16 protein-coding genes and 1 pseudogene are annotated in these 21,408 nt (G+C 71.9%); 10 read left to right on the forward strand and 7 right to left on the reverse strand.

The window, feature by feature from the left end:
- Together AOJ26_RS00115 and AOJ26_RS00120 are read right to left on the reverse strand one after the other, a co-directional pair.
- Positions 1 to 1,929: ABC transporter permease subunit (locus AOJ26_RS00115; protein WP_053846055.1), on the reverse strand; the 1,929-nt coding region annotated here is incomplete at its 3' end.
- Positions 1,929 to 2,408, reverse strand: coding sequence for a hypothetical protein (locus AOJ26_RS00120; RefSeq protein WP_053846056.1), 480 nt, complete (start codon positions 2,406 to 2,408; stop codon positions 1,929 to 1,931). The genes AOJ26_RS00115 and AOJ26_RS00120, both read right to left, overlap by 1 nt.
- A gap of 123 nt (positions 2,409 to 2,531) precedes the next feature.
- Between AOJ26_RS00120 and AOJ26_RS00125 the strand changes: the two genes are divergently transcribed.
- Both AOJ26_RS00125 and AOJ26_RS00130 read left to right on the forward strand, forming a co-directional pair.
- Positions 2,532 to 3,080 carry a hypothetical protein gene (locus AOJ26_RS00125; RefSeq protein WP_053846069.1) on the forward strand — a complete coding sequence of 183 codons (549 nt, stop codon included), beginning with the start codon at positions 2,532 to 2,534 and terminating at the stop codon, positions 3,078 to 3,080.
- A complete protein-coding gene (locus AOJ26_RS00130; RefSeq protein WP_053846057.1) occupies positions 3,049 to 4,341 on the forward strand; it encodes an ABC transporter substrate-binding protein in 1,293 nt (430 codons plus the stop codon). The genes AOJ26_RS00125 and AOJ26_RS00130 overlap by 32 nt, the downstream gene beginning before the upstream one ends.
- Before the next feature lie 11 nt (positions 4,342 to 4,352).
- Here AOJ26_RS00130 and AOJ26_RS00135 read toward each other — a convergent pair whose 3' ends face one another.
- Positions 4,353 to 5,525: an epoxide hydrolase family protein gene (locus tag AOJ26_RS00135; RefSeq protein WP_053846058.1), complete on the reverse strand. Its 1,173-nt coding sequence runs from the start codon at positions 5,523 to 5,525 to the stop codon at positions 4,353 to 4,355.
- 62 nt (positions 5,526 to 5,587) lie between these two features.
- Between AOJ26_RS00135 and AOJ26_RS41345 the strand changes: the two genes are divergently transcribed.
- Positions 5,588 to 6,637, forward strand: coding sequence for a helix-turn-helix transcriptional regulator (locus tag AOJ26_RS41345; protein WP_078959666.1), 1,050 nt, complete (start codon positions 5,588 to 5,590; stop codon positions 6,635 to 6,637).
- A gap of 46 nt (positions 6,638 to 6,683) precedes the next feature.
- On the opposite strand, the pseudogene ctaD reads toward AOJ26_RS41345, so the two are convergent.
- Positions 6,684 to 8,210 (reverse strand): annotated as a pseudogene (gene ctaD, locus AOJ26_RS00140) (cytochrome c oxidase subunit I); the annotation flags it as partial.
- Between the two features lie 366 nt (positions 8,211 to 8,576).
- Between ctaD and AOJ26_RS00145 the strand changes: the two are divergent.
- The gene (locus AOJ26_RS00145; protein WP_053846060.1) at positions 8,577 to 8,792 is read left to right on the forward strand and encodes an I78 family peptidase inhibitor; all 216 of its coding nucleotides are present in this window, start codon (positions 8,577 to 8,579) and stop codon (positions 8,790 to 8,792) included.
- A gap of 95 nt (positions 8,793 to 8,887) precedes the next feature.
- Here AOJ26_RS00145 and AOJ26_RS00150 read toward each other — a convergent pair whose 3' ends face one another.
- Positions 8,888 to 9,913: a phosphatase PAP2 family protein gene (locus AOJ26_RS00150; protein WP_053846061.1), complete on the reverse strand. Its 1,026-nt coding sequence runs from the start codon at positions 9,911 to 9,913 to the stop codon at positions 8,888 to 8,890.
- A gap of 237 nt (positions 9,914 to 10,150) precedes the next feature.
- Positions 10,151 to 11,332 carry a mannosyltransferase family protein gene (locus AOJ26_RS00155; protein ID WP_053846062.1) on the reverse strand — a complete coding sequence of 394 codons (1,182 nt, stop codon included), beginning with the start codon at positions 11,330 to 11,332 and terminating at the stop codon, positions 10,151 to 10,153.
- A gap of 262 nt (positions 11,333 to 11,594) precedes the next feature.
- Here AOJ26_RS00155 and AOJ26_RS00160 point away from each other — a divergent pair, with 262 nt between their 5' ends.
- Together AOJ26_RS00160 and AOJ26_RS00165 are read left to right on the forward strand one after the other, a co-directional pair.
- Positions 11,595 to 13,196, forward strand: a complete 1,602-nt coding sequence (locus tag AOJ26_RS00160; RefSeq protein ID WP_053846063.1) for an MFS transporter — start codon at positions 11,595 to 11,597, stop codon at positions 13,194 to 13,196.
- 97 nt (positions 13,197 to 13,293) lie between these two features.
- The gene (locus AOJ26_RS00165) at positions 13,294 to 14,466 is read left to right on the forward strand and encodes an acyl-CoA dehydrogenase family protein (RefSeq protein ID WP_053846064.1); all 1,173 of its coding nucleotides are present in this window, start codon (positions 13,294 to 13,296) and stop codon (positions 14,464 to 14,466) included.
- A gap of 36 nt (positions 14,467 to 14,502) precedes the next feature.
- Here the strand turns inward: AOJ26_RS00165 and AOJ26_RS00170 are convergent, their stop codons facing one another.
- Positions 14,503 to 14,943 (reverse strand): cell division protein SepF, encoded by a 441-nt coding sequence (locus tag AOJ26_RS00170; protein ID WP_037715589.1) that lies wholly within the window; start codon positions 14,941 to 14,943, stop codon positions 14,503 to 14,505.
- Between the two features lie 866 nt (positions 14,944 to 15,809).
- Between AOJ26_RS00170 and AOJ26_RS00175 the strand changes: the two genes are divergently transcribed.
- From AOJ26_RS00175 to AOJ26_RS00190, 4 genes are all read left to right on the forward strand, one after another.
- Positions 15,810 to 17,603: an FAD/NAD(P)-binding protein gene (locus tag AOJ26_RS00175; protein WP_053846065.1), complete on the forward strand. Its 1,794-nt coding sequence runs from the start codon at positions 15,810 to 15,812 to the stop codon at positions 17,601 to 17,603.
- Between the two features lie 144 nt (positions 17,604 to 17,747).
- Positions 17,748 to 18,818, forward strand: coding sequence for an LLM class flavin-dependent oxidoreductase (locus tag AOJ26_RS00180; RefSeq protein ID WP_053846066.1), 1,071 nt, complete (start codon positions 17,748 to 17,750; stop codon positions 18,816 to 18,818).
- Between the two features lie 504 nt (positions 18,819 to 19,322).
- Positions 19,323 to 20,231, forward strand: a complete 909-nt coding sequence (locus tag AOJ26_RS00185; protein WP_053846067.1) for a S1 family peptidase — start codon at positions 19,323 to 19,325, stop codon at positions 20,229 to 20,231.
- Between the two features lie 397 nt (positions 20,232 to 20,628).
- Positions 20,629 to 21,408: slipin family protein (locus tag AOJ26_RS00190; protein WP_053846068.1), on the forward strand; the 780-nt coding region annotated here is incomplete at its 3' end.

The raw sequence follows: 21,408 nt of genomic DNA on the forward strand, positions 1-21,408 counted from the left end.
GGGTGCGGGTGCGGGTGCGGGTGCGGGTGCGGGTGCGGGTGCGGGTGTCGGCCCATGTGTGGGGGCGCTGAGGGGTGGTCTGTGGAGGTGTTGTCTCACCCTGGCTCCCAGAGGGGTGAGGACCGTCGGGCCGGTCGGCATCAGCCGCGTCGCCAGTGCTCGTACCGCCTCGTACGGTCCTCCGGGAAAGCGGCCCACCAGGACCGCCAGCACGCCGATCAGCGCCGCCGCGACCCCGCCCCGCGCCCCCGCGTCCAGGCCGACCAGCAGAGCCGCGGCCGCCAGGGCGCCCAGGGTGCTGTCGGCGCCCAGGACGACCACCGCGGCGAACCAGAGGAGGCCGCGGACGGGGTCGTAGGCGGTGGGGTCGAAGGCGCGCAGGCCCATGCCGAGCATGCCGCCGCCCAGGGCGGCCAGCGCGGCACCCGCCACGAAGGCGAGCAGCTTCAGGGCGGGGACCCGGACGCCCGCGGCCGAGGCCCCGGACTCGTGGTCGCGCAGGGCGGCCAGGGCCCGGCCCGTGCGGCCCCTGCGCAGCGCGCGGGTCGCCAGCAGGGCGAGCGCGAGCAGGGCCAGCTCCAGGACGTAGTACGCGCGGTCGCCGTCGAAGCCGTAGGGGCGGTCCAGGGACAGGCCGGAGGTGGCGTACGGCTGGGCGAAGACGAAGCGGCTCACCCCGACGCCGACCGCGAAGGTCGCGAGGGCCAGCGCGAGACCCCGGCGGGTGATCGCCGGCCAGCCCGTCAGCAGGCCGAGGGGGGCCACCAGGACGACCGCCGTCGCCAGCGCGGCCAGTTCCGGCAGGCGGGGCAGGCCCGGGAAGCGGCCCGCCGCCAGCAGGGCCGTGAACAGGGCGCCCAGGCCGGCGTAGGCCGCCTGGCCAAGGGAGATCTGGCCGCCCCTGCCGGTCACGACCACCAGGGAGAGCAGCACCACACCCAGCGCCGGGACCTGGACCGACGTGTGCAGGTCCGAGCCCGCGAAGCCCAGCGGGAGCAGGAACAGCACCGCCGCGACGATCCACGCGCCCGGCGGCGTGGACACGCGCGCGGTGGCCGTCCGCGGGAGCGCGTCCCGGGTGCCGACGCCGGGCAGGGCCAGGGCCGCGACGAGGAGGGCCACGACGAACAGGTTCGCGCCCACCGCCTGGAGCAGCGGCTCGGCCCGGCCCGAGGGGTGCAGCCGGGTCAGCTGGCTCTGCGCGACCCCGATGGCCAGCGCCGCCAGCACCGCCACCGGCAGGCTGCGCATCCGTGCGGCCACCGCTACGGCCACCACCTCCATGACGAGCAGCGGCAGCCCGTACGGGTCCAGGCGGACGTAGGGGGCCAGCAGCACGCCCGTCAGGCCCGCCGTGAACGACCCGAACGCCCAGCCGGCCGCCGCCACCCGGTCGGCGTCGATCCCGCCGAGCACGGCCAGCCCGCGGTCGTTCACGACGGCCCGCAGCTCCCGCCCGAAGCGCGTCCAGCGGATCACACCCCCGACGCCCGCGGCCAGGGCCAGGACCACCGCGAGCTGCCCCCACGGGTCCGCCGGCACCAGTTCCGGGGCGTCGTCCCGGGCGCCCTGGCCCCACAGCAGCGCGGCCCCGCCCACCAGCAGCACGAAGACGCCGAGCGAGGCCACCAGGGTCTGGGCCGGATCGCCGCCCAGGACCGCCAGGGGCCGGAAGACGAAACGCTCCAGCAGCACGCCCAGGGCCGGTGCCAGGACCAGCAGGGTCGCCGCCGCCCCGGCCCACAGCGGCCAGCCCCACTCCACCACGCACTGCCGCAGCACGTACGCGCACACCATCGCGACCGCCCCGTGCGCGAAGTTCAGCACCCCGGTCGCCCGGTACGTCACGATCAGGCCGATCCCGGTGAGCGCGGCCGCGGCGCCGACCGACAACCCGGCGAGGGTCAGGTCGTAGGTCAGCGACGACATCAGTCGGTTTCCTCGACCGGCTCGCAGATCGGGCAGGGGCCCAGCTCACCGCCGGTCAGCAGCTTGGCGTCCACCGGGACCGCCTCCGCCTTCCCGGCGACCAGCGGACAGTCCGCGCGGTGCCAGAGGGTGCCGCCGGGCACCATCAGCAGGTCCCCGCTGACCGCCAGGGGCGCGCCGGCCGCCGTACCGGGCTCCCCCTCGGCCCCGGTGGGCTCCTCGGCGACCAGGAGGCGGTACAGCTCCTCCACGCGTGCGGCGGCGAGCGCGCCCCGGCCGTGGGTGAGGAGCACCGCCCCGGCGACGATCAGCGCGGCCCCGGGCACCGTGCAGGAGGCGAGGTAGGGCACCTGCCGCTCGGCGAAACGCTCGCCCGAGACGCCGTACCAGCCGAGGACGCACAGCACCGCGCCCGCGGCGAGCGCGGCCCAGCCCGCCCAGAGGACGGGGTGCACGGTCCGCAGTCGGGCTGTCCGCATCTCTGGCTCCCACATGTCGCATGCCTGTCCATGTAAGCCAATCGCTTGCACTATGCCTTCTTGAAGCTGACCCTGAAAGCACCGGGCGCACGTGGCCCGGACCGACACCCGGTGGTGAGCCAGATGGTTCTCGGGAGCGACCGCACGTGGGGGAACGGCAGCCGGGGGCTGGTGGCGGTGGGCTTCGCCCTCGCCGTGGCCCTCACGGCGTGCAGCGACGACAGCGGCGGCGGCAGCGAGAGCCCGCCGCCGACGCCGTCCGTGGAGCGGACCACGCCGTCCGCGGCACCGTCGCCGAGCGGACCGGCTGACACGGCCGCCGCCCAGCGCGAGATCAAGACGAACTGGGAGAAGTTCTTCGACCCGAAGACCTCCACCGAGGACAAGCAGGCCGTCCTGGAGAACGGCGACGAGATGGGCCCGGTGCTCCAGGCCTTCAGTGGTGACCAGCGCGGAGGACAGGTGCAGGCGAAGGTCACCAAGGTCGCGTTCACCGGGGCGACCGCGGCCGACGTGACGTACACCCTGATGCTCAACGGCGCCACGGCCCTGCCGGACGCCTCCGGGACGGCGGTCGAACAGGACGGCACCTGGAAGGTCTCGGTCAACACCCTCTGTGCGCTGGTCCAGTTGAGCGGCAATGCCACCGCGTCGGCTCTTCCGGGCTGCTGAGGCCGCCCTCGCGGTCCTGCTGCTCGCGCTCGTCACGGCGTGCGGCAGCAGGCTGCCGGAGAGCGACTTCGAGCACCGCGAGCGGACGGCCCCCGCCCGGGACCGCACACCGATCCGCGTCGGCATCGTCACCAGCGCCACCAGCCCGGTCGGTGGCAGCGCCTTCACCGGCCCGCGCGACGGCGCCAAGGCGTATTTCGAGCGGCTCAACGCGCGCGGAGGCGTCGACGGCCGCCGCGTCGAGGTGCGCGAGTGCGACGACGGCGGCAGCGGGGTCGGCAACAACACCTGTGTGCACAAGCTGATCGACGAGGACAAGGTGGTCGCCCTGGTCGCCACCACCGTCCTCGACTACGCGGGCGCCTCCCGCGTCTCCCACGCGCGCGTGCCCGACATCGGCGGCCAGCCCATCGGTGCCGCCTACGACACCTGGCCGCACCTCTACGGCATCTACGGCAGCCTCGCGCCCCGCGACGGCACGACCGGCTGGGACGGGAATCAGTACGGCGGCACCGAGGTCTACCGCTACTTCAAACGCGAGCACGGGGCCCGTACGGCCGCCGTCGTCTCCTACAACCAGGCCGCGTCCGCCGCCTACGCCCGGCTCGTCGAGCAGGGGCTGCGGGCCGAGGGCTACAAGGTCGTCACCGAGCAGGTCGACTTCGCGCTGCCCAACTTCCGTGCCGTGGCGGCCGACCTGAAGGAGCAGGGCGCCGACCTGGTCTTCGACGCCGTCGACAGCCATGGCAACGCCCAACTGTGCGAGGCGATGGACGCGGCCGGCGTCGAGGTCACCGCCAAGGTCACCAACGTGCAGTCCTGGACGTCCACCGTCCAGGACGACTACAAGGACGCCCCGCGCTGCCGCAACGCCCTGTGGGCCACCGGATCAAGCCGCAACTACGCGGACACCGGGAACGCGGCCGTACGGGAGTTCAGGGACGCCACGAAGGGCCTGGAGACGCACTCCCAGTGGCAGTTGGAGGGCTGGGCGGCCGCCATGTGGTTCACCGACGCCGCGAAGTCGTGTGCGCCGCAAGGCGTCACGCGCGCGTGTGTCGACGCCTACATGGACCGCAGCCAGGACTACACCGCGCAGGGCCTGCTCGTCCCCGTCCGGTTCGAACGCCTGGCCGAGCCGCCGAGGTCCCGCAGGACGTGCCTCTCGGTGGCCCGCTGGCAGGACGGCCGGGGCTGGGTCTCCCAGGGCGACATGGACCGCACGTGCTTCGACGTTCCGCAACTGCCGTACCGGCAGTGAGTTCCCGCCCGTCACCGCGGTGAGCCGAAGAACTCCCTGACGTCAGCGGCCAGCAGCTCGGGCACCTCCAGGGCGGCGAAGTGGCCGCCGCGGTCGAACTCCGTCCAGCGGACGACGGTGTTGGCCTGCTCGGCCCAGCGGCGGATCGCCACGTCCTCGGCGAAGTTGGCCACCGCGGTCGGCACCCCCGAGCTCGACGTCGGGAACCAGTCCGGCACATGGCTGTTCTCGTAGTACATGCGAGCCGCGGAACCCGCCGTGCCGGTCAGCCAGTACAGCATCACGTTCGTCAGGAGGGTGTCCCGGTCGACCGCGTCCTCCGGCAGCACGGCCGAGGAGTGCGTCCACGCCTGGAACTTCTCCATGATCCAGGCCAGTTGGCCGACCGGCGAGTCGGTGAGGCCGTAGGAGAGGGTCTGCGGGCGGGTCGACTGGAGGGCGTTGTAGCCGAAGCCGTCCGTGGTGAAGTCGGCGATGCTCGCGAGGCTCCTCAGCTCGCGTTCGGTCAGTCCCGTGCGGGCCTCCTCATCGACCGGGCCGAGCGGGATGAAGCCGACGGAGGCGGCGTTCACATGGACGCCGACGACCGACTCCGGCGCGATCCGGGCGAGCGCGGGGGAGATAAGCGCGCCCATGTCGCCGCCCTGGGCGCCGTAGCGCTCGTAGCCGAGCCTGCGCATCAGCTCCGCCCACGCGCGGGCGACCCGGTTGACGTTCCAGCCCTTCTCGCGGGTGGGGCCGGAGAAGCCGAAGCCCGGGATGGACGGGATCACCAGGTGGAAGTCCTCGCTCAGCGGGCCGATCACCCCGAGGAACTCCACGACCGACCCCGGCCAGCCGTGCGTCAGGATCAGCGGCAGGGCGTCCGGACGGGACGAGCGGATGTGCAGGAAGTGCACCTGGGCGCCGTCGATCCCGGTGACGAACTGCGGGAGTTCGTTCAGGGCGGCCTCGTGCTTGCGCCAGTCGTAGGCGCCCCGCCAGTAGCCGGCGAGGTCGCGGAGGTAGGGCAGGGATGCGCCGTACTCCCAGCCCGCGTCCGGGAGTTCGTCCGGCCAGCGGGTGAGGTCCAGGCGGGTGTGCAGGTCGTCGAGCTGCGCCTGCGGGATGTCGATCCGGAAGGGACGGATCTGACCGGTCTCACGGCTGTCACGGTTCTCTGCGGTCGCGCTGTTGTCTGCCATGAGCCCAAGGTAGGAGGGCTTGCGGACAGCCACTGTCCGCAATGGCTGGCAGACTCGGCACCATGTTGGAGACCTCGGCACGACTCCTGCGCCTGCTCTCGCTCCTGCAGGCCCACCGCGAATGGTCCGGCCCCGACCTCGCCGACCGCCTCGGCGTCACCCCGCGCACTGTCCGCAGGGACGTGGACCGGCTGCGCGAGCTCGGCTATCCGGTCAACGCCAGCCCCGGCACCGGCGGCGGCTACCAGCTCGGCGCGGGCGCGGAACTGCCCCCGCTGCTGCTCGACGACGACGAGGCAGTCGCGGTCGCCGTCGGCCTGCGCACGGCCGCGGGCCAGGGCATCGAGGGCATCGGCGAGACCTCGGTGCGGGCCCTCGCCAAGCTGGAGCAGGTCCTGCCGGGTCGGCTGCGCCGGCGGGTGGGCGCCCTGAACGCCTTCACGGTGCCGATGCTCCGCGGCCCGCAACCGGATGCCGTCGACCCCGGCGTCCTCACCGAGCTCGCCCACCTGTGCCGGGACGCCGAGCGCCTGCGCTTCGAGTACGCCGACCACGGCGGCACGCCGAGCCGCCGGAGCGTCGAACCGCACCGCCTGGTGTGCAGCGAGCGGCGCTGGTACCTGGTCGCCTGGGACCTGGACCGGGACGACTGGCGGACCTTCCGCGTCGACCGGATCACCCCGAAGCCGCCGCACGGCCCGCGGTTCGCACCGCGCACCCCGCCCGCCGAGGACCTCGCCGCCTACGTCTCGCGGGGTGTCTCCACGCGCGCGTACGCCTCGCACGCGGTCGTGCGGCTGCTGGTGTCCGAGGAGCGGGCCGCCGAGCGGATCTCACCGAGCGCCGGCGTGCTGGAGGCGGAGGGGCCCGACAGCTGCATCCTGCGCACCGGGGCGTCGAGCCTCGACGTGATGGTGATCCACGTGATGATGACGGGCTTCGACTTCGAGGTGCTGGAGCCGGCCGAGCTGACCGAGGCGATCAGGACGGCTCACGACCGCCTCGCTCGCTCGCTTGCTCGCTCTTCGGCTCGGGCTGCGGAGCCAGCGCCGCGTACTCCGGATGGTGCAGGTCGAACGCCGGGGACTCGGAGCGGATCTTCGGCAGCGTGACGAAGTTGTGGCGGGGCGGCGGGCAGGAGGTGGCCCACTCCAGGGAACGGCCGAAGCCCCAGGGGTCGTCGGTCTCCACCGGCACGCCGTACCTGGCCGTCTTCCACACGTTGTAGAGGAACGGCAGCGTCGAGGCGCCGAGCAGGAACGCGCCGATCGTCGAGATGGTGTTCAGGGCCGTGAAGCCGTCGGCCGCGAGGTAGTCGGCGTAGCGGCGGGGCATGCCCTCGGCGCCCAGCCAGTGCTGGACCAGGAACGTGGTGTGGAAGCCGACGAACAGCGTCCAGAACTGGATCTTGCCGAGCCGCTCGTCGAGCATCTTCCCGGTGAACTTCGGCCACCAGAAGTACAGCCCGCCGAAGATCGCGAAGACGACTGTGCCGAACACGACGTAGTGGAAGTGCGCCACCACGAAGTAGGTGTCCGAGACGTGGAAGTCCAGCGGCGGCGAGGCCAGCAGCACCCCGGTCAGACCGCCGAACAGGAATGTCACCAGGAAGCCGGTGGCCCACAGCATCGGCGTCTCGAAGGACAGCGAGCCCTTGATCATGGTCCCGGTCCAGTTGAAGAACTTCACGCCCGTCGGGACGGCGATCAGGAAGCTCATGAAGGAGAAGAACGGCAGCAGCACCGCGCCGGTGACGAACATGTGGTGCGCCCACACCACGATCGACAGTCCGGTGATCGACATCGTCGCCGCGACCAGCGTCAGGTAGCCGAAGATCGGCTTGCGGCTGAAGACCGGGATGATCTCCGTGATGATCCCGAAGAACGGCAGCGCGATGATGTACACCTCGGGATGACCGAAGAACCAGAACAGGTGCTGCCACAGCAGCGCCCCGCCGTTGTCGGCCTCGAACACCTGTGAGCCGAAGCGCCGGTCGGCCTCCAGGACCAGCAGCGCGGCCGCGAGGACCGGGAACGCCAGCAGGATCAGGATCGACGTGAACAGCGTGTTCCAGGTGAAGATCGGCATCCGGAACATGGTCATGCCGGGCGCGCGCATCCCGATGATCGTGGTGATGAAGTTGACCGCGCCGAGGATCGTGCCGAAGCCGGCCAGCGCGAGGCCCATGATCCACAGGTCGGGGCCCACCCCGGGGGAGTGCGCGGAGTTGTTCAGCGGCGCGTAGGCGAACCAGCCGAAGGCGGCGGGGCCGGACGGCACGAGCAGCGACCCCGTCACGATCAGGCCGCCGAACAGGAACAGCCAGTACGACAGCATGTTCAGCCGGGGGAAGGCCACGTCCGGGGCGCCGATCTGCAGCGGCATCAGCTCGTTGGCGAAGCCGGCGAAGCTGGGGGTCGCGAACAGCAGCAGCATGACCGTGCCGTGCATCGTGAAGAGCTGGTTGAACTGCTGGTTGTCCACGATCTGCAGCCCCGGCCGGGCGAGTTCCGCGCGCATCAGCAGCGCCATGACCCCGCCGACCAGGAAGAACACGAATGATGTGATCAGATAGAGGTGACCGATCTTCTTGTGGTCGGTCGTCGTCAGCCAGTCCACGATCAGCCGCCCGTGCCGCTTGGTCCGCACGGGTCGTGCCGTGGCCTGCACGGTCTGCGTCCCCATCGCTCGCCCCTTCGCTCGGCTCACGCCATGATGCTCGCGCTGTCGTGCGCGGCAACAGAGGGCGTAAGGGGGTTCTGTGGCGGAACCGTGTATTTCCTATGCGCGACTGACCGTCGTGGGCCTGTCCGGAATCGGTGGGAAAACGGGTCCTGGACAGTCCTCGGACAAGCCTTCCCGAGGCGCATTGGCGGAAGTCGTACGACGCGCGGGAATTGCGTTCGAATACGCGTGGAAGGGCTGGGGAAACGCCCGTCCGTGTGACGCAGCGCGAGGGAAACGGGTGACGGCATCCTGTGACACAAGCGTGACAGGGGGCGGGCGGGACCCGGACTTCCGTGGCCGCCGGGCAGGGCCTAGCGTGGCCGTATGGCATCCATTCCGACACCGCCCGCCGAACCCCAGGACAGCCCGGACACCTACGTCGGCCTCGACTCCGACTCCGCCGAGCGGATCGCGCGTGAGCGGGGCTGGTCCACGGTCCGGTCGCTGCCGCCGGGGGCGATCATCACGATGGAGTACCGCGCGGGCCGGCTGAACTTCGAGGTCAAGGACGGTCGCGTGGCACGGGCCTGGAAGGGCTGAACGCATGACACGGGCCCCGGTTCCCTGTGGGGGAGCCGGGGCCCTGTCGTGCCCGGGGCGGCGGTGCGTACCGGCCCCGACGGTCGTGAGGCGGGTCAGCCGCCGGTCACCGGCCGGGTGGCCGGGGACGCCGTACCGCGCACGATCCGGTCCGGGTGCGGCGGGCGGCGGCTGCCGGCCGGGGTGACCGGGGTGCGCTCCGAGCGGGCGCTGTGCGGGCCCGGCGACAGATAGGCGGGTGACCTGGGGCCGCGCGCCGGGGCGGTGGCCTCGCGGGCCGCCGTCTCGTTCTGCGGGGCCGTGAGCGGCTTGAGGCGGGCGGGCGCGGTGACGGGGGTGACCGGGGCCGGGGCCTTCGCGCCGCCGCGGGACCGCCAGCGGTCGCGCAGGTCGAAGGCGTAGTCCTCGGTGCGGGCGATCAGCGGCTCGAACCAGGGCAGCGCGAGCAGGATCAGCAGACCGGCGACCCAACCCAGCAGGACGTCGCTCAGCCAGTGCGTACCGAGGTAGACGGTGGCCATGCCGACGCCCAGCGAGGTCACCGCGGAGATCGCGGACAGCCAGCGGCGGGCTCTCGGGGTGGAGGCCAGATACGCCAGGATTCCCCAGGTCACCACGGCGTTGGCGGTGTGGCCGCTGGGAAATATATCGCCGCCCAGGCCCATCTCGTTGGAGCCGATGACGGTCGCGTAGTGCGGTCCGAGCCGTCCCATGCCGTACTTGGCGGCGCCCACCGTGATGTTCAGCAGCAGCAGCGAGGTGCCCAGGGTCAGCAGCGGGCGCAGGGTGTGCTGCCGCCAGGAGCGCCAGCCCAGCCAGGCCGCGACCATCACCGCGGTCGGGCCGCGCTGGCCCAGCACCACGTAGTAGTCGACGAACCAGTGGATGGAGGCCCACTGCTGGTACGGCCGGAAGAACATGACCTGCCAGTCGAGGCGGACCAGCCACGAGGTGGTCACCACCAGCCACACGATCGCCAGGTAGAACGCCAGGGCGGCGACCACGAGGACGGTCCGGTGGCGGCTCGCCCGAGGCACGCTGAGGTGGGCCGGCCGTTCCGGCTCACGGTCCAGCCTGGCGAACACCCGGTCCAGACGGGTGGGGTTTCGTTCGGTACGCACCCAATCGACGTTACAGCGAGTGAGCTCTGTTCCCCGGCGAATCAGCGGCTTTGTGATGACGATGTGATGTGGGATTCCTCTCAGGTGGGGGCCTATTTCCAGGGATTCCGCAAAGGCGGGCGGCTGCGCCCTTCAATTCTTTTGATCATTCCGGGTGGCGGTTTTATGGCCCTTATGAATTCGTTCACCGAATCATGGGGCGGAATTCTCCGCGCGCTCATCGACGCCCGGAGTGGATCATGGCGGACCGGAGCCGTTCAGCCAGAAGGCGCCGTACAGCGCGGACGCCAGGGCGACCAGGGCGACGATCGTGGCTGACCTGCGGGTCCGTGCCCGGGCGAGGGCCAGGGCGAGGGGGAACAGCAGGGGGAAGGCGGGCATCAGCAGGCGCGGTTTCGAGCCGAAGTAGCTCGACGCGCACAGGGCGAGCGCGGTGACGACCCCGGCGTACACCAGGAGGGGCAGCGGCTGGCCCTGCCGTGCGCAGACGACGTACAGCCACACCACGAGCCCGACACCGACGATCAGGCCGGCTCCCGCCAGAGCCGAGGGGAACGACGTGAACTTGTCGGCGACGAAGCGGGCGAAGGCGTACCCGCCGTCGAATCCGTTGCGCCAGCCCGCCTGCACGTCGAGATAGCCGAGCGGGCCCCGGCCGGTGCGGTGCCCCACCCACAGCACGTAGGCGGCGGTGCCGAGGGAGGCGAGGGCCATGCCCAGGACGCGGCGGGCCGGGGCGGACGGGGTGGACGCGGTGACCGTGGGAGCGGCGCCCGCGTCGAGGGCCCGTCGGTCCCGCAGGAACGCGGCGACGCCCGCAGCCCACACCGCCGCGACCACCGCGAGACCCACCGGACGGGTCAGGCCCGCCAGACAGGCCGTCAGGCCCGCCGTCACCCAGCGGCCGGTCAGCACCGCGTACAGCGACCAGGCCGCCAAGGCCGTGAACAGCGACTCGCTGTACGCCATCGACTGGACGATCCCGACGGGCAGGACCGCGTACAGCAGGGCAGCGCAGACGCCCGCCCGACGGCCGTACACATGGTCCGCGACCGCGAAGATCCCCCAGGCCGCGGCCAGGGACGCGAGCAGCGAGACCGTGAAGCCCGCGTCGGCGTACGACAGCGGGGTCGTCGCCGACAGCAGCCGTTCCAGCCACGGGAGGAGGGGGAAGAAGGCCAGGTTGGAGTGCACGTCGCCGTTGGGCAGCCGCACCTCGTAGCCGTAACCCAGCTCGGCGACCCTCGTGTACCAGAGGGCGTCCCAGCGGGCGGTCAGCAGGGTGTACGCGCTCTTGTCGCGCGCGGCGCTCCACAGGGCCAGCGCGAGCAGGCCCAGGGCGCGGACGGCCGCGTAGCCGAGCAGCGCCGGGGCGGCTCGGCGCAGGGCCGGTTCGGTGCGCGTTCCAAGATCGGTCACGGGTCCGATTATCGACCGGCCGCCGCACCCGCCCGTCCGCCGGGCCGTGGCGACAGGCGGTGAAAGTGGCGCACGCCACACGTGTTCCGTCCGAAGTGTGAGAGGTCCGCCACTGGGCCTGAGCGTGAACTCGCGTACGCTGACGTGTCACCCGCCGTTCGCTGCGCGGGCCGGAGACCACCGCTCCTCTCCGGCCGAGAGCATGGGGAGTCCCCACCCCGTGTGCCCGCCGAACGCGAGGGAACATCTGGGAGGTACGTACATGTCCGGGACGACCACGGCCGCCGATGCGCTGCGCCGTCGGGCGGCCGGGGCCGGTGCAAACCGCTGGGTCGTCCTGGTGGTCCTCTGCGTGAGCCTGCTCCTGGTCGCCCTCGACGCGACCGTGCTGCACGTGGCGGTGCCCGCCGTCACCGAGGACCTCAAGCCCGGCGCGATAGAACTGCTCTGGATCGTCGACGTCTATCCGCTCGTCTGCGCCTCGCTGCTGATCCTCTTCGGCACGCTCGGCGACCGCGTGGGCCGCCGGAGAGTCCTCCTCCTCGGCTACGCCCTCTTCGGCGTCGCCTCCGGTGTGGCCGCCGTCGCGGACACCGCCCAGGTACTGATCCTCGCGCGGGCGCTGCTCGGCGTCGGCGGCGCGATGATCATGCCCGCGACGCTGTCCATCCTCCGCCAGGTCTTCCCCGACCGGCGTGAGCGGGCGCTCGCGATCGGCATCTGGAGCGCGGTCGCCGCCGTCGGCGCGGCCGTCGGACCGCTGCTCGGCGGCTTCCTGCTGGAGCACTTCTGGTGGGGCTCGGTCTTTCTCGTCAACATCCCGTTGATGCTGGTCAGCCTGCCGGTGGGCCGACTGCTGCTGCCCGAGTCGAAGGGCAGCCGGGAGGGCCCCTGGGACGTGGTCGGCGCGCTGACGGCCGCCGCCGGGCTGTTCGCCCTCGTGCTCGGCGTCAAGCGGCTCGGCGGCGGGGACCTCGACGCGTTCACCGCGATCCCGCTGGCCGTGGGCGCCGCCCTGTTCGTCCTCTTCGTACGGCGGCAGCGGCGGCTCACGCATCCCCTGGTGGACCTGCGGATGTTCGCGCGCCCCGCGTTCAGCACCTCGGTCGGCTGCATCGTCCTGGCGATGCTCGCACTGGTCGGGCTCGAACTGATCGCGGCCCAGTACCTGCAACTGGTGCTCGACCTGTCCCCGCTGGAGACCGGTCTGCGGCTGCTGCCGCTGACGATCGCCGCGATGGCGGCGGGGCTGGCCGGGGCGCGGCTGCTGCGCAGGTTCGGGCCGCGCCGGATGGTCAGCGCCGGGTTCTGCCTCACGGCCCTGGCCGTGCTGCTGCTCACCGCGATGGGCGACGCGGACAACACGGGCCTGCTGGTGGCCGGGTTCGTGCTGCTCGGGTTCGGACTGGAGACGACGCTCTTCGGGGCGTACGAGTCGATGCTCAGCGAGGCGCCGCCGGAGCAGGCGGGCGGGGCCGCGGCGATCGGCGAGACCTCGTACCAGCTCGGCGCCGGCATCGGGATCGCGCTGCTCGGCAGCGTGATGAACGCGGCGTACACGCCCGGACTCTCGGGCGTGCCCGGGGTGCCGGAGTCCGCGTCCAGGTCGGCCGGTCACTCCCTGGGTGAGGCCTACGAGGTCGCCGGACGCCTCGGCGGATCCGCGGGTGTGGCCCTGCGCCGGGCCGCCCAGGACTCCTTCGTGCACGGCTTGCACGTGACCTTGCTGGTGAGTGCCGGGTTGTTGCTGCTGGGCGCGGTGATGGCGCTGCGGCTGCCGCGCACGATGCAGTGCGGGGAGGCCCCGGCGGCCGTGGAGCTGCCGGCGCCCAGGGAAGTCGCGGAGTCACGCGTCTCGGCCTGACGGTGTCTGGCTGTGCGGGGGACCGCGCTGTAACGTCGGCCGCGCAGCTTAATTAGCGCTGCTAGTTTCGAGCCGTTCGTCTGCCGGAGGATGTGCCATGCCCCCGTTCGACCCCGCCGACCCTCTCGGCCTCGACGACCTGCTGGAGCCGGAGGACCTGGCGATCCGGGAGACCGTGCGGACCTGGGCCGCCGACCGCGTGCTGCCCCGGGTCGCCGACTGGTTCGAGAAGGGCGAGCTGCCGGAGATCAGGGAACTCGCCCGGGAACTCGGGGAGATCGGCGCCCTCGGGATGTCGCTCAGCGGGTACGGCTGCGCCGGCGCCTCCGCCGTGCAGTACGGACTCGCCTGTCTGGAGCTGGAGGCCGCCGACTCCGGGATCCGCTCGCTCGTCTCCGTGCAGGGCTCGCTCGCCATGTACGCGATCCACCGGTTCGGCAGCGAGGAGCAGAAGCAGAACTGGCTGCCGCGCATGGCCGCCGGTGAGGTGATCGGCTGCTTCGGGCTCACCGAACCCGACCACGGCTCCGACCCCGCCTCCATGCGGACCTATGCCAAGAAGGACGGCACGGACTGGGTCCTGAACGGGCGCAAGATGTGGATCACCAACGGGTCGGTCGCCGGGGTCGCCGTGGTGTGGGCGCAGACCGACGACGGGATCCGCGGTTTCGTGGTGCCGACCGGCACGCCGGGTTTCTCGGCGCCGGAGATCAAGCACAAGTGGTCGCTGCGGGCCAGCGTCACCAGCGAACTGGTCATGGACGACGTACGGCTGCCCGCCGACGCGGTGCTGCCCGAGGTCGCCGGGCTCAAGGGGCCGCTGAGCTGTCTCTCGCACGCCCGGTACGGGATCGTGTGGGGCGCGATGGGGGCGGCGCGGTCGTGTTTCGAGACCGCCGTCGACTACGCGAAGACGCGGGAGCAGTTCGGGAGGCCGATCGGGGGCTTCCAGCTCATCCAGGCCAAACTCGCCGACATGGCGGTCGAACTGCACAAGGGGATTCTGCTCGCCCACCATCTGGGGCGGCGCATGGACGCCGGCCGCCTGCGTCCCGAGCAGGTCAGCTTCGGCAAGCTCAACAACGTCCGCGAGGCCATCGAGATCTGCCGTACGGCGCGGACGATCCTCGGTGCCAACGGGATCTCCCTCGAATACCCCGTGATGCGGCACGCGACGAACCTCGAGTCGGTGCTCACCTACGAGGGCACCGTCGAGATGCACCAGCTCGTGCTGGGCAAGGCGCTCACCGGACTGGATGCCTTCCGGTGAACCCTGCTGGGGGCAGGGCCGGTGAGCGGCCCTGCCTCAGCTCTGGTTGAAGAAGCCGTCCGTGCGGTGCGCGGCCGGGTCGCCGTTCACGATCTCCGTGTTGGCGGGGGTCAGCAGGAACACCCGGGTGGACACGCGCTCGATGGAACCGCGCAGTCCGAAGATCAGCCCGGCCGCGAAGTCGACGACGCGCTTGGCGTCACCGGCCTCCATCGCGGTGAGGTTCATGATGACGGGCACGCCGTCGCGGAACAGTTCGCCGATGGCGCGGGCGTCCCGGAAGCTGTCCGGGGTCACCGTGCCGATGCGACGGCCCTTCTCCTCGGCGACGTCCGAGGCCACCTTGACCCGGGGGTCGGTGACCCAGGCATCCCCGGGCTCGGTCCCTTCGGAGTATCCGTCGTCGTCGTAGTAACGCTCGTCATCGTTGTCGTCAACGAGGCCCAGCCAGGCACTCGCCTTGCGCACCGATCCCATGGACGCCTCCTCTCACAGCGGTTTCTCTTGCTTCTGTATCCCTATGGTCATCCATGATGCGGATCGCGCGCCAAGTGGATAGCCGCCGCGCGGGGGGTTTGTGACGGTACTGGTGCACAGCGAATACGTCGAGAGCCCAGGTACCCCAAGGGTCGCGTCCCATACGGCTGCTGACTGTGAGTGAAATATGATTCTTCACGGCGTACGGGTGAGGCGCGGGGCGTACGGGTGAACGCCACGCCCGGGATGAATCCGCTGCTCAACGCCGTGCCGAGCACGGGGAATCGCCGTTCCCGGATTCGCCGGGCCGTCGCCGTCCGTTGACGGGTACCGCTTCTGACGGTCGCTCAGGCGCACATGCGCGCGGTGAAGCGGACTTCTGGGAAATGAGAAACGCCGGGTGAGGGGTGGGCGCGTGTGAAGGCGGGGGTGTGCGTGAAGGCGGAGAAGGAGAACGCGAAAGGCGCCCCGCGGACGCGGGGCGCGCAGTGGGTCAGCTCAACAGGAAGAGGACCACACGCGACCGAGGTCGATGTGGGAGCGCTTGACCAGCCACTGCTGCGGATGCATGGGGCAAGTGGAACAGGCATTCGGTGTCGCGTCAACTGACTTGAGACGTACCGCCCACAGTGTGGACAGCCTTGACAGTCCGGGGAAACGGCCCCGTAGTCTCGGCGGATGCGGCCCTGCTGAGGGGCTCGGCCGTGTCAGGCGTACGCGTGTGAAGGCACCGATCCGAGTTCGACCGACTCGATGCCACGGAGCCCACGCATGCCCTCCCACACCCTTGCCACCACCCCCGCCGCCCACGGGCGCGCACCGCACGAGCATCCGTACCGGCTGATCCCCGGCTCGGAGCGCACCCGATGAGGCGCTCGCTGGTGATCGTCGGAGCCGGGCCGCGGGGCACCGGCCTCATCGAGCGGATCGCCGCCAACGCGCCCGAACTGTACGACGGTGCGGGCCTCGACCTGCACCTGGTGGACCCGCACCCGCCCGGCGCCGGACGCATCTGGCGCGCGGCGCAGTCACCGCTGCTGTGGATGAACTCGCACGCCGAGGACGTCACCATGTTCACCGACGAGACGGTGGACATGGCCGGACCCGTGCGCCCCGGCCCCACCCTGCACGAGTGGGCCGGCATCGACGGCCGCACCTTCGCCGACCGGCAGCTCCAGGGCGCGTACCTGCGCTGGGTGCACGAGCAGGCGGTGGCCGCGCTGCCGCCGTCCGTCCGCGTCCACCACCATCCGCGGCGCGCCGTGCGGGTGAGCGGACCGCGCGACGGACACCAGCGGGTCTGGCTGGAGGGCCGCCCGCGCCCGCTCCTCGCCGACCTGGTCGTCCTCACCCTGGGCCACCTCGACGCCGAACCCGACGCCGAACAGAAGGAGTTGGCGGAGTACGCCCGCACCCACGGCCTCGTCCACCTGCCGCCCGACTTCACCGCCGACAGCGACCTGTCCGCCCTCGCGCCCGGCGAACCGGTCCTGGTGCGCGGGTTCGGGCTCGCCTTCGTCGACCTGATGGCCCTGCTCACCGAGGGCCGGGGCGGACGGTACGACGGGGACACGTACGTGCCGTCGGGGCGGGAACCCGTGCTCCACGTCGGATCGCGGCGGGGAGTGCCGTACCACTCGAAGATCGGCTACGACTGGACCGGCGAGCGGCCGCCGCTGCCCCGCTTCCTGGGGCCGGCCCAGATCGACGGACTGCTCGCCCGGCCGGACGGCTTCGACTTCCGGCGGGACGTGTGGCCGCTGGTGGAGAAGGAGCTCGGATTCGCGCACTACCACCGGCTGTTCACCGTCCACCCGGAGCGGACCGCGATGTCCTGGGCCGACTTCGACGAGAAGTACGCGGCCGCCGAGGACACCGTCGAACGCGAGGCGCTGGTGGCCTCCGCCGTGCCCGACCCCCGCGACCGGCTCGACCTCGCCGCGCTCGACCGGCCGCTGGAGGGCGTGCGGTACGCGACGCACGAGGAGCTCCAGGACGGGCTGCGGGAGTATGTCGAGAGTGACCTGAGGCGTCGCCATGACCGGCGGTACAGCCCGGACCTGGCCGTGTTCCTCGGACTGCTCTCCGTCTACGGGCAACTGGTCCGGCTCGGGGACATCGGCGGCTGGTGGCACGGCTTCTTCAGCTACCTCGCCTCCGGGCCGCCCGGGCCCCGGCTGCGGCAGTTGCTCGCGCTGTCCAGGGCCGGGGTGCTCAGGTTCGTCGGGGCGGACATGGAGGTCCGCGCCGAGGACGGGGTGTTCCGGGCGTCGAGCCCGACCGTGCCGGGCCGCTCGGTCGAGGCGCGGGCGCTGGTGGAGGCACGGCTGCCCGAACCGACCGTCCGGCGGGCCCTGGATCCACTGCTGCGCGGGTTGCACGCCGAGGGCGTGGGCGAGACCCCGGACGGGCTGCTGCGCGTGGACCGTGCCGACGGGCGGCTCCTGGACCGGTCCGGCCGGCCGCACCCCCGGCGCTTCGCGCTCGGGCCGCACACCGACGGCCGTACCCCGGGCGCCTTCACCCGGCCCCGCACCGGCGGCCCCGCCTTCCGGCAGAACGACGCGACCGCGCGGGCCGTGCTGCGGTTCCTCGCGGGGCGGGCCGACCCCACGGCCGATGGGCCGAGGTCCTCGACCGTGCTCTCCGAGGTGCGCTGAACGATCCGGCTGCCGGTCCGCGTGCCGGTGGCCGCTTCCGTTCGCGGCGGCGCGCTGAGCGATCCGGCTGCCGGTCGCCGTGCCGGTGGCCGCTTCCGGGCACGGCGGGCCGGATTCTCCCTTTCCCGAAAGGATTTACCCCACATGGCTTCCTTGTCCGGCCGGGGGCTGGTGCACCTGGCCGCCGCCCTCGATCTGTCCTCGTCGTACGACGAGCGTTCCTGTGTCGAGGCGGCACGGCTCGCCGAACGCGGCGGGCTCGACTTCGTGACCCTGGACGACACCTTCGCCCGGCCCGGCCTCGACGCGCTCTCGGTGCTGTCCCGCGTCGCGGCCGCCACCGACCGGATCGGCCTGGTGCCCGTCGCGACCCCGCACACCGAGCCCTTCCACCTACCTGCCGGCGTCGCGGTCCTCGACCGGGTCAGCGGGGGCCGGGCCGGCTGGTGGACCGACGTCACGACCGCCGGGGGCGAGGCGCGTCCTCCGGGCCGTCGGCGGACCGGGCCGGTCGGCGCGCTGTCTCAGGAGACGGGTGAAGTCGCCTACGCGGGAGTGGAGTCGGGGGACCGCCGGATGGACGGCGCCGGGATGCCGGCCGCCCCCTTCGAGGACCGGGTCGGGCGGCACCGCGTCGACTTCCGGGGCGTGTCCTCCTCCGGCAAGGCGCCGCGGCTCCCCTTGCCGGGACCTCCGCGCGGCCGGCCGGTCCGCGTGGTGGACGCCACCGACGAGCCCGCCCGCAGGGCCGCCGCCCGGTACGCCGACGTGGCCATCGTCCGTGCCGTGAGTGCCGCGCAGGCAGCCGTCGTACGGGATCAACTCCGTGCTGAGGCGGCTGAGTTCGGGCGTCGTCCCGAGGAGCCGCGGGTCCTGGCCGGTCTTCTCGTCGACCTCGGGGACGGCGAGCACGCGGCCGAGCCGGGCCACGGCGGAGGCGGCCCCCGCCAGAGCGCACGGGGGCCGCTGTACCGGGGCGGCCCCGTCGACCTCGCGGAACTGATCGCCACCTGGCACGGCGAGGGCGTCGTCGACGGCTTCCACCTCACGCCCGCCGAATCGCCGCGCGACCTGGAACGGCTCGTCAACGGCACAGTGGCGGTGCTCCAGCACCGCGGACTGTTCCGCACCTTCTATCCGGGCAGCACGCTCCGTGAGCACCTGGGCCTCGCCGGACCCGCCCGGCAGGGTGCCGGACACGGGAGAGCCTCGTGAGGCGCGAGGGGATGCCTCCGGGCCGCTCTCTCCCGGGCGGCCGGCGCCGTCGGAGGCGCCGTGCGGGGGCAACTGCCGGGGTCTGTTTTCGGCGATCCGGCGAGCCGTGACGGCAACCGCGGATTCCGTTTCCGTACCCGTCCTGTGCCGGCCGCCGACCGCCTGACGAAGGTCGGCGTCGACCGGGCGCCGCTGATGCCCCAGCCCCTCGCCGACCATTGCTTCTGCGGCCTTCCGCCTCCGCCGAGAGCCCCGGAAGTCACCGTCGCGGCAGGGGAGCGGGACGTACTCGGGGGCGTTGCGGTTCCCGCTGAAACTCAAAGATCTTCCAAAGGTTGACGGCCGAAAGGCGCCCTTGCGCCGACCGTCCGTTCGGCCGAATACTCCCCCTCAGCGCTTGTCAGGAGCACGGCGTGTTCGTAAACCGGACACTCGTGCTGCTGACTGCGCCTCACGGGCCCCGACCCCACGCGGGCCCCCGACTTCCCTTGGAGGGAACGAAACGTGAGGATCAAGCGCACCAACCCCCGCAGCGGCATTGCGAGACGGACCCGGCTGATCGCCGGTACCACCGGCCTCGTGGCCGCGGCCGCGATCGCGGTCCCCAGCGCGAACGCGACTGCTGCGACCCCGTTCAGCACGGCCGAACTCAAGAGCGCCAGCAGTTCGGTGCTCAAGGCCGACATCCCGGGCACCGCCTGGGCCGTCGACAGCAAGACCAACCGTGTCGTCGTCACCGTCGACAGCACGGTCTCGCAGGCCGAGATCGCCAAGATCAAGGAGCAGGCGGGCAGCAACGCCGACGCGCTCACGATCAAGCGGACCCCGGGCAAGTTCAACAAGCTGATCTCCGGCGGCGACGCCATCTATGCGAGTAGCTGGCGCTGCTCCCTCGGCTTCAACGTCCGCAGCGGCAGCATCTACTACTTCCTGACCGCCGGTCACTGCACCGACGGCGCGGGCACCTGGTGGTCGAACTCCGGGCACACCACCACGCTCGGTTCGACAGCGGGCTCCAGCTTCCCGACCAACGACTACGGGCTCGTCCGGTACTCGTCCAGCTACCCGACCTCGTCGATCTCCGGCACCGTCGGCAGCGTCGACATCACCAGCGCCGCCACCCCGAGCGTGGGCACCACGGTCTACCGCCGCGGTTCCACCACCGGCACGCACAGCGGTCGGGTCACCGCCCTGAACGCGACCGTCAACTACGGCGGCGGCGACGTCGTCTACGGCATGATCCAGACCACGGTGTGCGCCGAGCCCGGCGACTCCGGCGGCCCGCTCTACTCCAACAGCGGTATCGCCTACGGTCTGACCTCCGGCGGCAGCGGCAACTGCTCCTCCGGCGGCACGACCTTCTTCCAGCCGGTCACCGAGGCCCTGAGCGCCTACGGCGTCAGCGTCTTCTAGCCCCGGCCACGGCCGGCAGCACAGCCGGCACCCGGCGAGCCCCCGTACGCATCCGCCGTACGGGGGTTCGTCGTGTTCACGACGGGGTCAGCCCAGGAGGGCGTGTCCCGGGAGCCGTGCCACGGCAGGACCGGCCGGGTGCACCAGGGCAGCGGCGCGGCGCAGGTCAGAGGGGGCGGGGCGCCGCGGGACAGGGCGGGCACCGGGAAGCGGCGCCCCGAGCCCGAGGCCGCCGGCCGGTTCCACCACGTCCCGGGCGGTGTCGGCCGTCAGGTGTCGGCCGTCAGGTGTCCTGATGCCGTGGTCCACCCGTGTCCTCCGTCTCCCTTTGTGTACACAGCGGAGTTACCGTCGAAGTACTCACCTTGAGCGCCTGGTTCGGACCCTGGGGGTCGCGATGGTCGAGGAGCTGGTGGCGGCGGGCGTGACGCTCGTGTCCGCCGGAGCGGTGTACGTGATGGCGGCCGCGCGGGTCGTCAAGCAGTACGAGCGGGGCGTGGTCTTCCGCCTCGGAAAGCTCCTGCCGGAAGTGCGCGGGCCGGGATTCACGATGATCGTTCCGGGCATCGACAAGCTCCGGAAGGTCAACATGCAGATCGTGACCATGCCGGTGCCCGGACAGGAGGGCATCACCCGGGACAACGTCACGGTGCGGGTGGACGCCGTCGTCTACTTCAAGGTGACGTCGCCGGCCGAGGCGGTCGTGCGGGTCGAGGACTACCGGTTCGCCGTCGCGCAGATGGCGCAGACCTCGCTGCGGTCGATCATCGGCAAGAGCGAGCTGGACGATCTGCTGTCCAACCGCGAGAAGCTCAACCAGGGACTGGAGCTGATGATCGACAGTCCCGCGGTGGAGTGGGGGGTCACGATCGACCGGGTCGAGATCAAGGACGTCTCCCTGCCCGAGACCATGAAGCGGTCCATGGCCCGGCAGGCCGAGGCGGACCGGGAGCGGCGGGCCCGGGTCATCAACGCGGACGCGGAGCTCCAGGCGTCGAAGAAGCTGGCCGAGGCGGCCAGGGAGATGTCCGAGCAGCCCGCCGCGCTGCAACTGCGGCTGTTGCAGACGGTGGTGGCGGTGGCGGCGGAGAAGAACTCGACGCTGGTGCTGCCGTTTCCCGTCGAACTGCTGCGGTTTCTGGAGAAGGCTCAGCAGGGGCAGGGGCAGCCGGTGCAG

It is taken from the genome of Streptomyces sp. NRRL B-24085, from assembly GCF_001282115.1.
Lineage (GTDB): Bacteria > Actinomycetota > Actinomycetes > Streptomycetales > Streptomycetaceae > Streptomyces.

Excerpts from the sequence above, each read along its gene's own strand:
- AOJ26_RS00120 (WP_053846056.1), bottom strand. The coding sequence starts at position 2,408 with ATGCGGACAGCCCGACTGCGGACCGTGCACCCCGTCCTCTGGGCGGGC.
- AOJ26_RS00125 (WP_053846069.1), top strand. The coding sequence starts at position 2,532 with ATGGTTCTCGGGAGCGACCGCACGTGGGGGAACGGCAGCCGGGGGCTG.
- AOJ26_RS00130 (WP_053846057.1), top strand. The coding sequence starts at position 3,049 with ATGCCACCGCGTCGGCTCTTCCGGGCTGCTGAGGCCGCCCTCGCGGTC.
- AOJ26_RS00135 (WP_053846058.1), bottom strand. The coding sequence starts at position 5,525 with ATGGCAGACAACAGCGCGACCGCAGAGAACCGTGACAGCCGTGAGACC.
- AOJ26_RS41345 (WP_078959666.1), top strand. The coding sequence starts at position 5,588 with ATGTTGGAGACCTCGGCACGACTCCTGCGCCTGCTCTCGCTCCTGCAG.
- AOJ26_RS00145 (WP_053846060.1), top strand. The coding sequence starts at position 8,577 with ATGGCATCCATTCCGACACCGCCCGCCGAACCCCAGGACAGCCCGGAC.
- AOJ26_RS00160 (WP_053846063.1), top strand. The coding sequence starts at position 11,595 with ATGTCCGGGACGACCACGGCCGCCGATGCGCTGCGCCGTCGGGCGGCC.
- AOJ26_RS00165 (WP_053846064.1), top strand. The coding sequence starts at position 13,294 with ATGCCCCCGTTCGACCCCGCCGACCCTCTCGGCCTCGACGACCTGCTG.
- AOJ26_RS00170 (WP_037715589.1), bottom strand. The coding sequence starts at position 14,943 with ATGGGATCGGTGCGCAAGGCGAGTGCCTGGCTGGGCCTCGTTGACGAC.
- AOJ26_RS00175 (WP_053846065.1), top strand. The coding sequence starts at position 15,810 with ATGAGGCGCTCGCTGGTGATCGTCGGAGCCGGGCCGCGGGGCACCGGC.
- AOJ26_RS00180 (WP_053846066.1), top strand. The coding sequence starts at position 17,748 with ATGGCTTCCTTGTCCGGCCGGGGGCTGGTGCACCTGGCCGCCGCCCTC.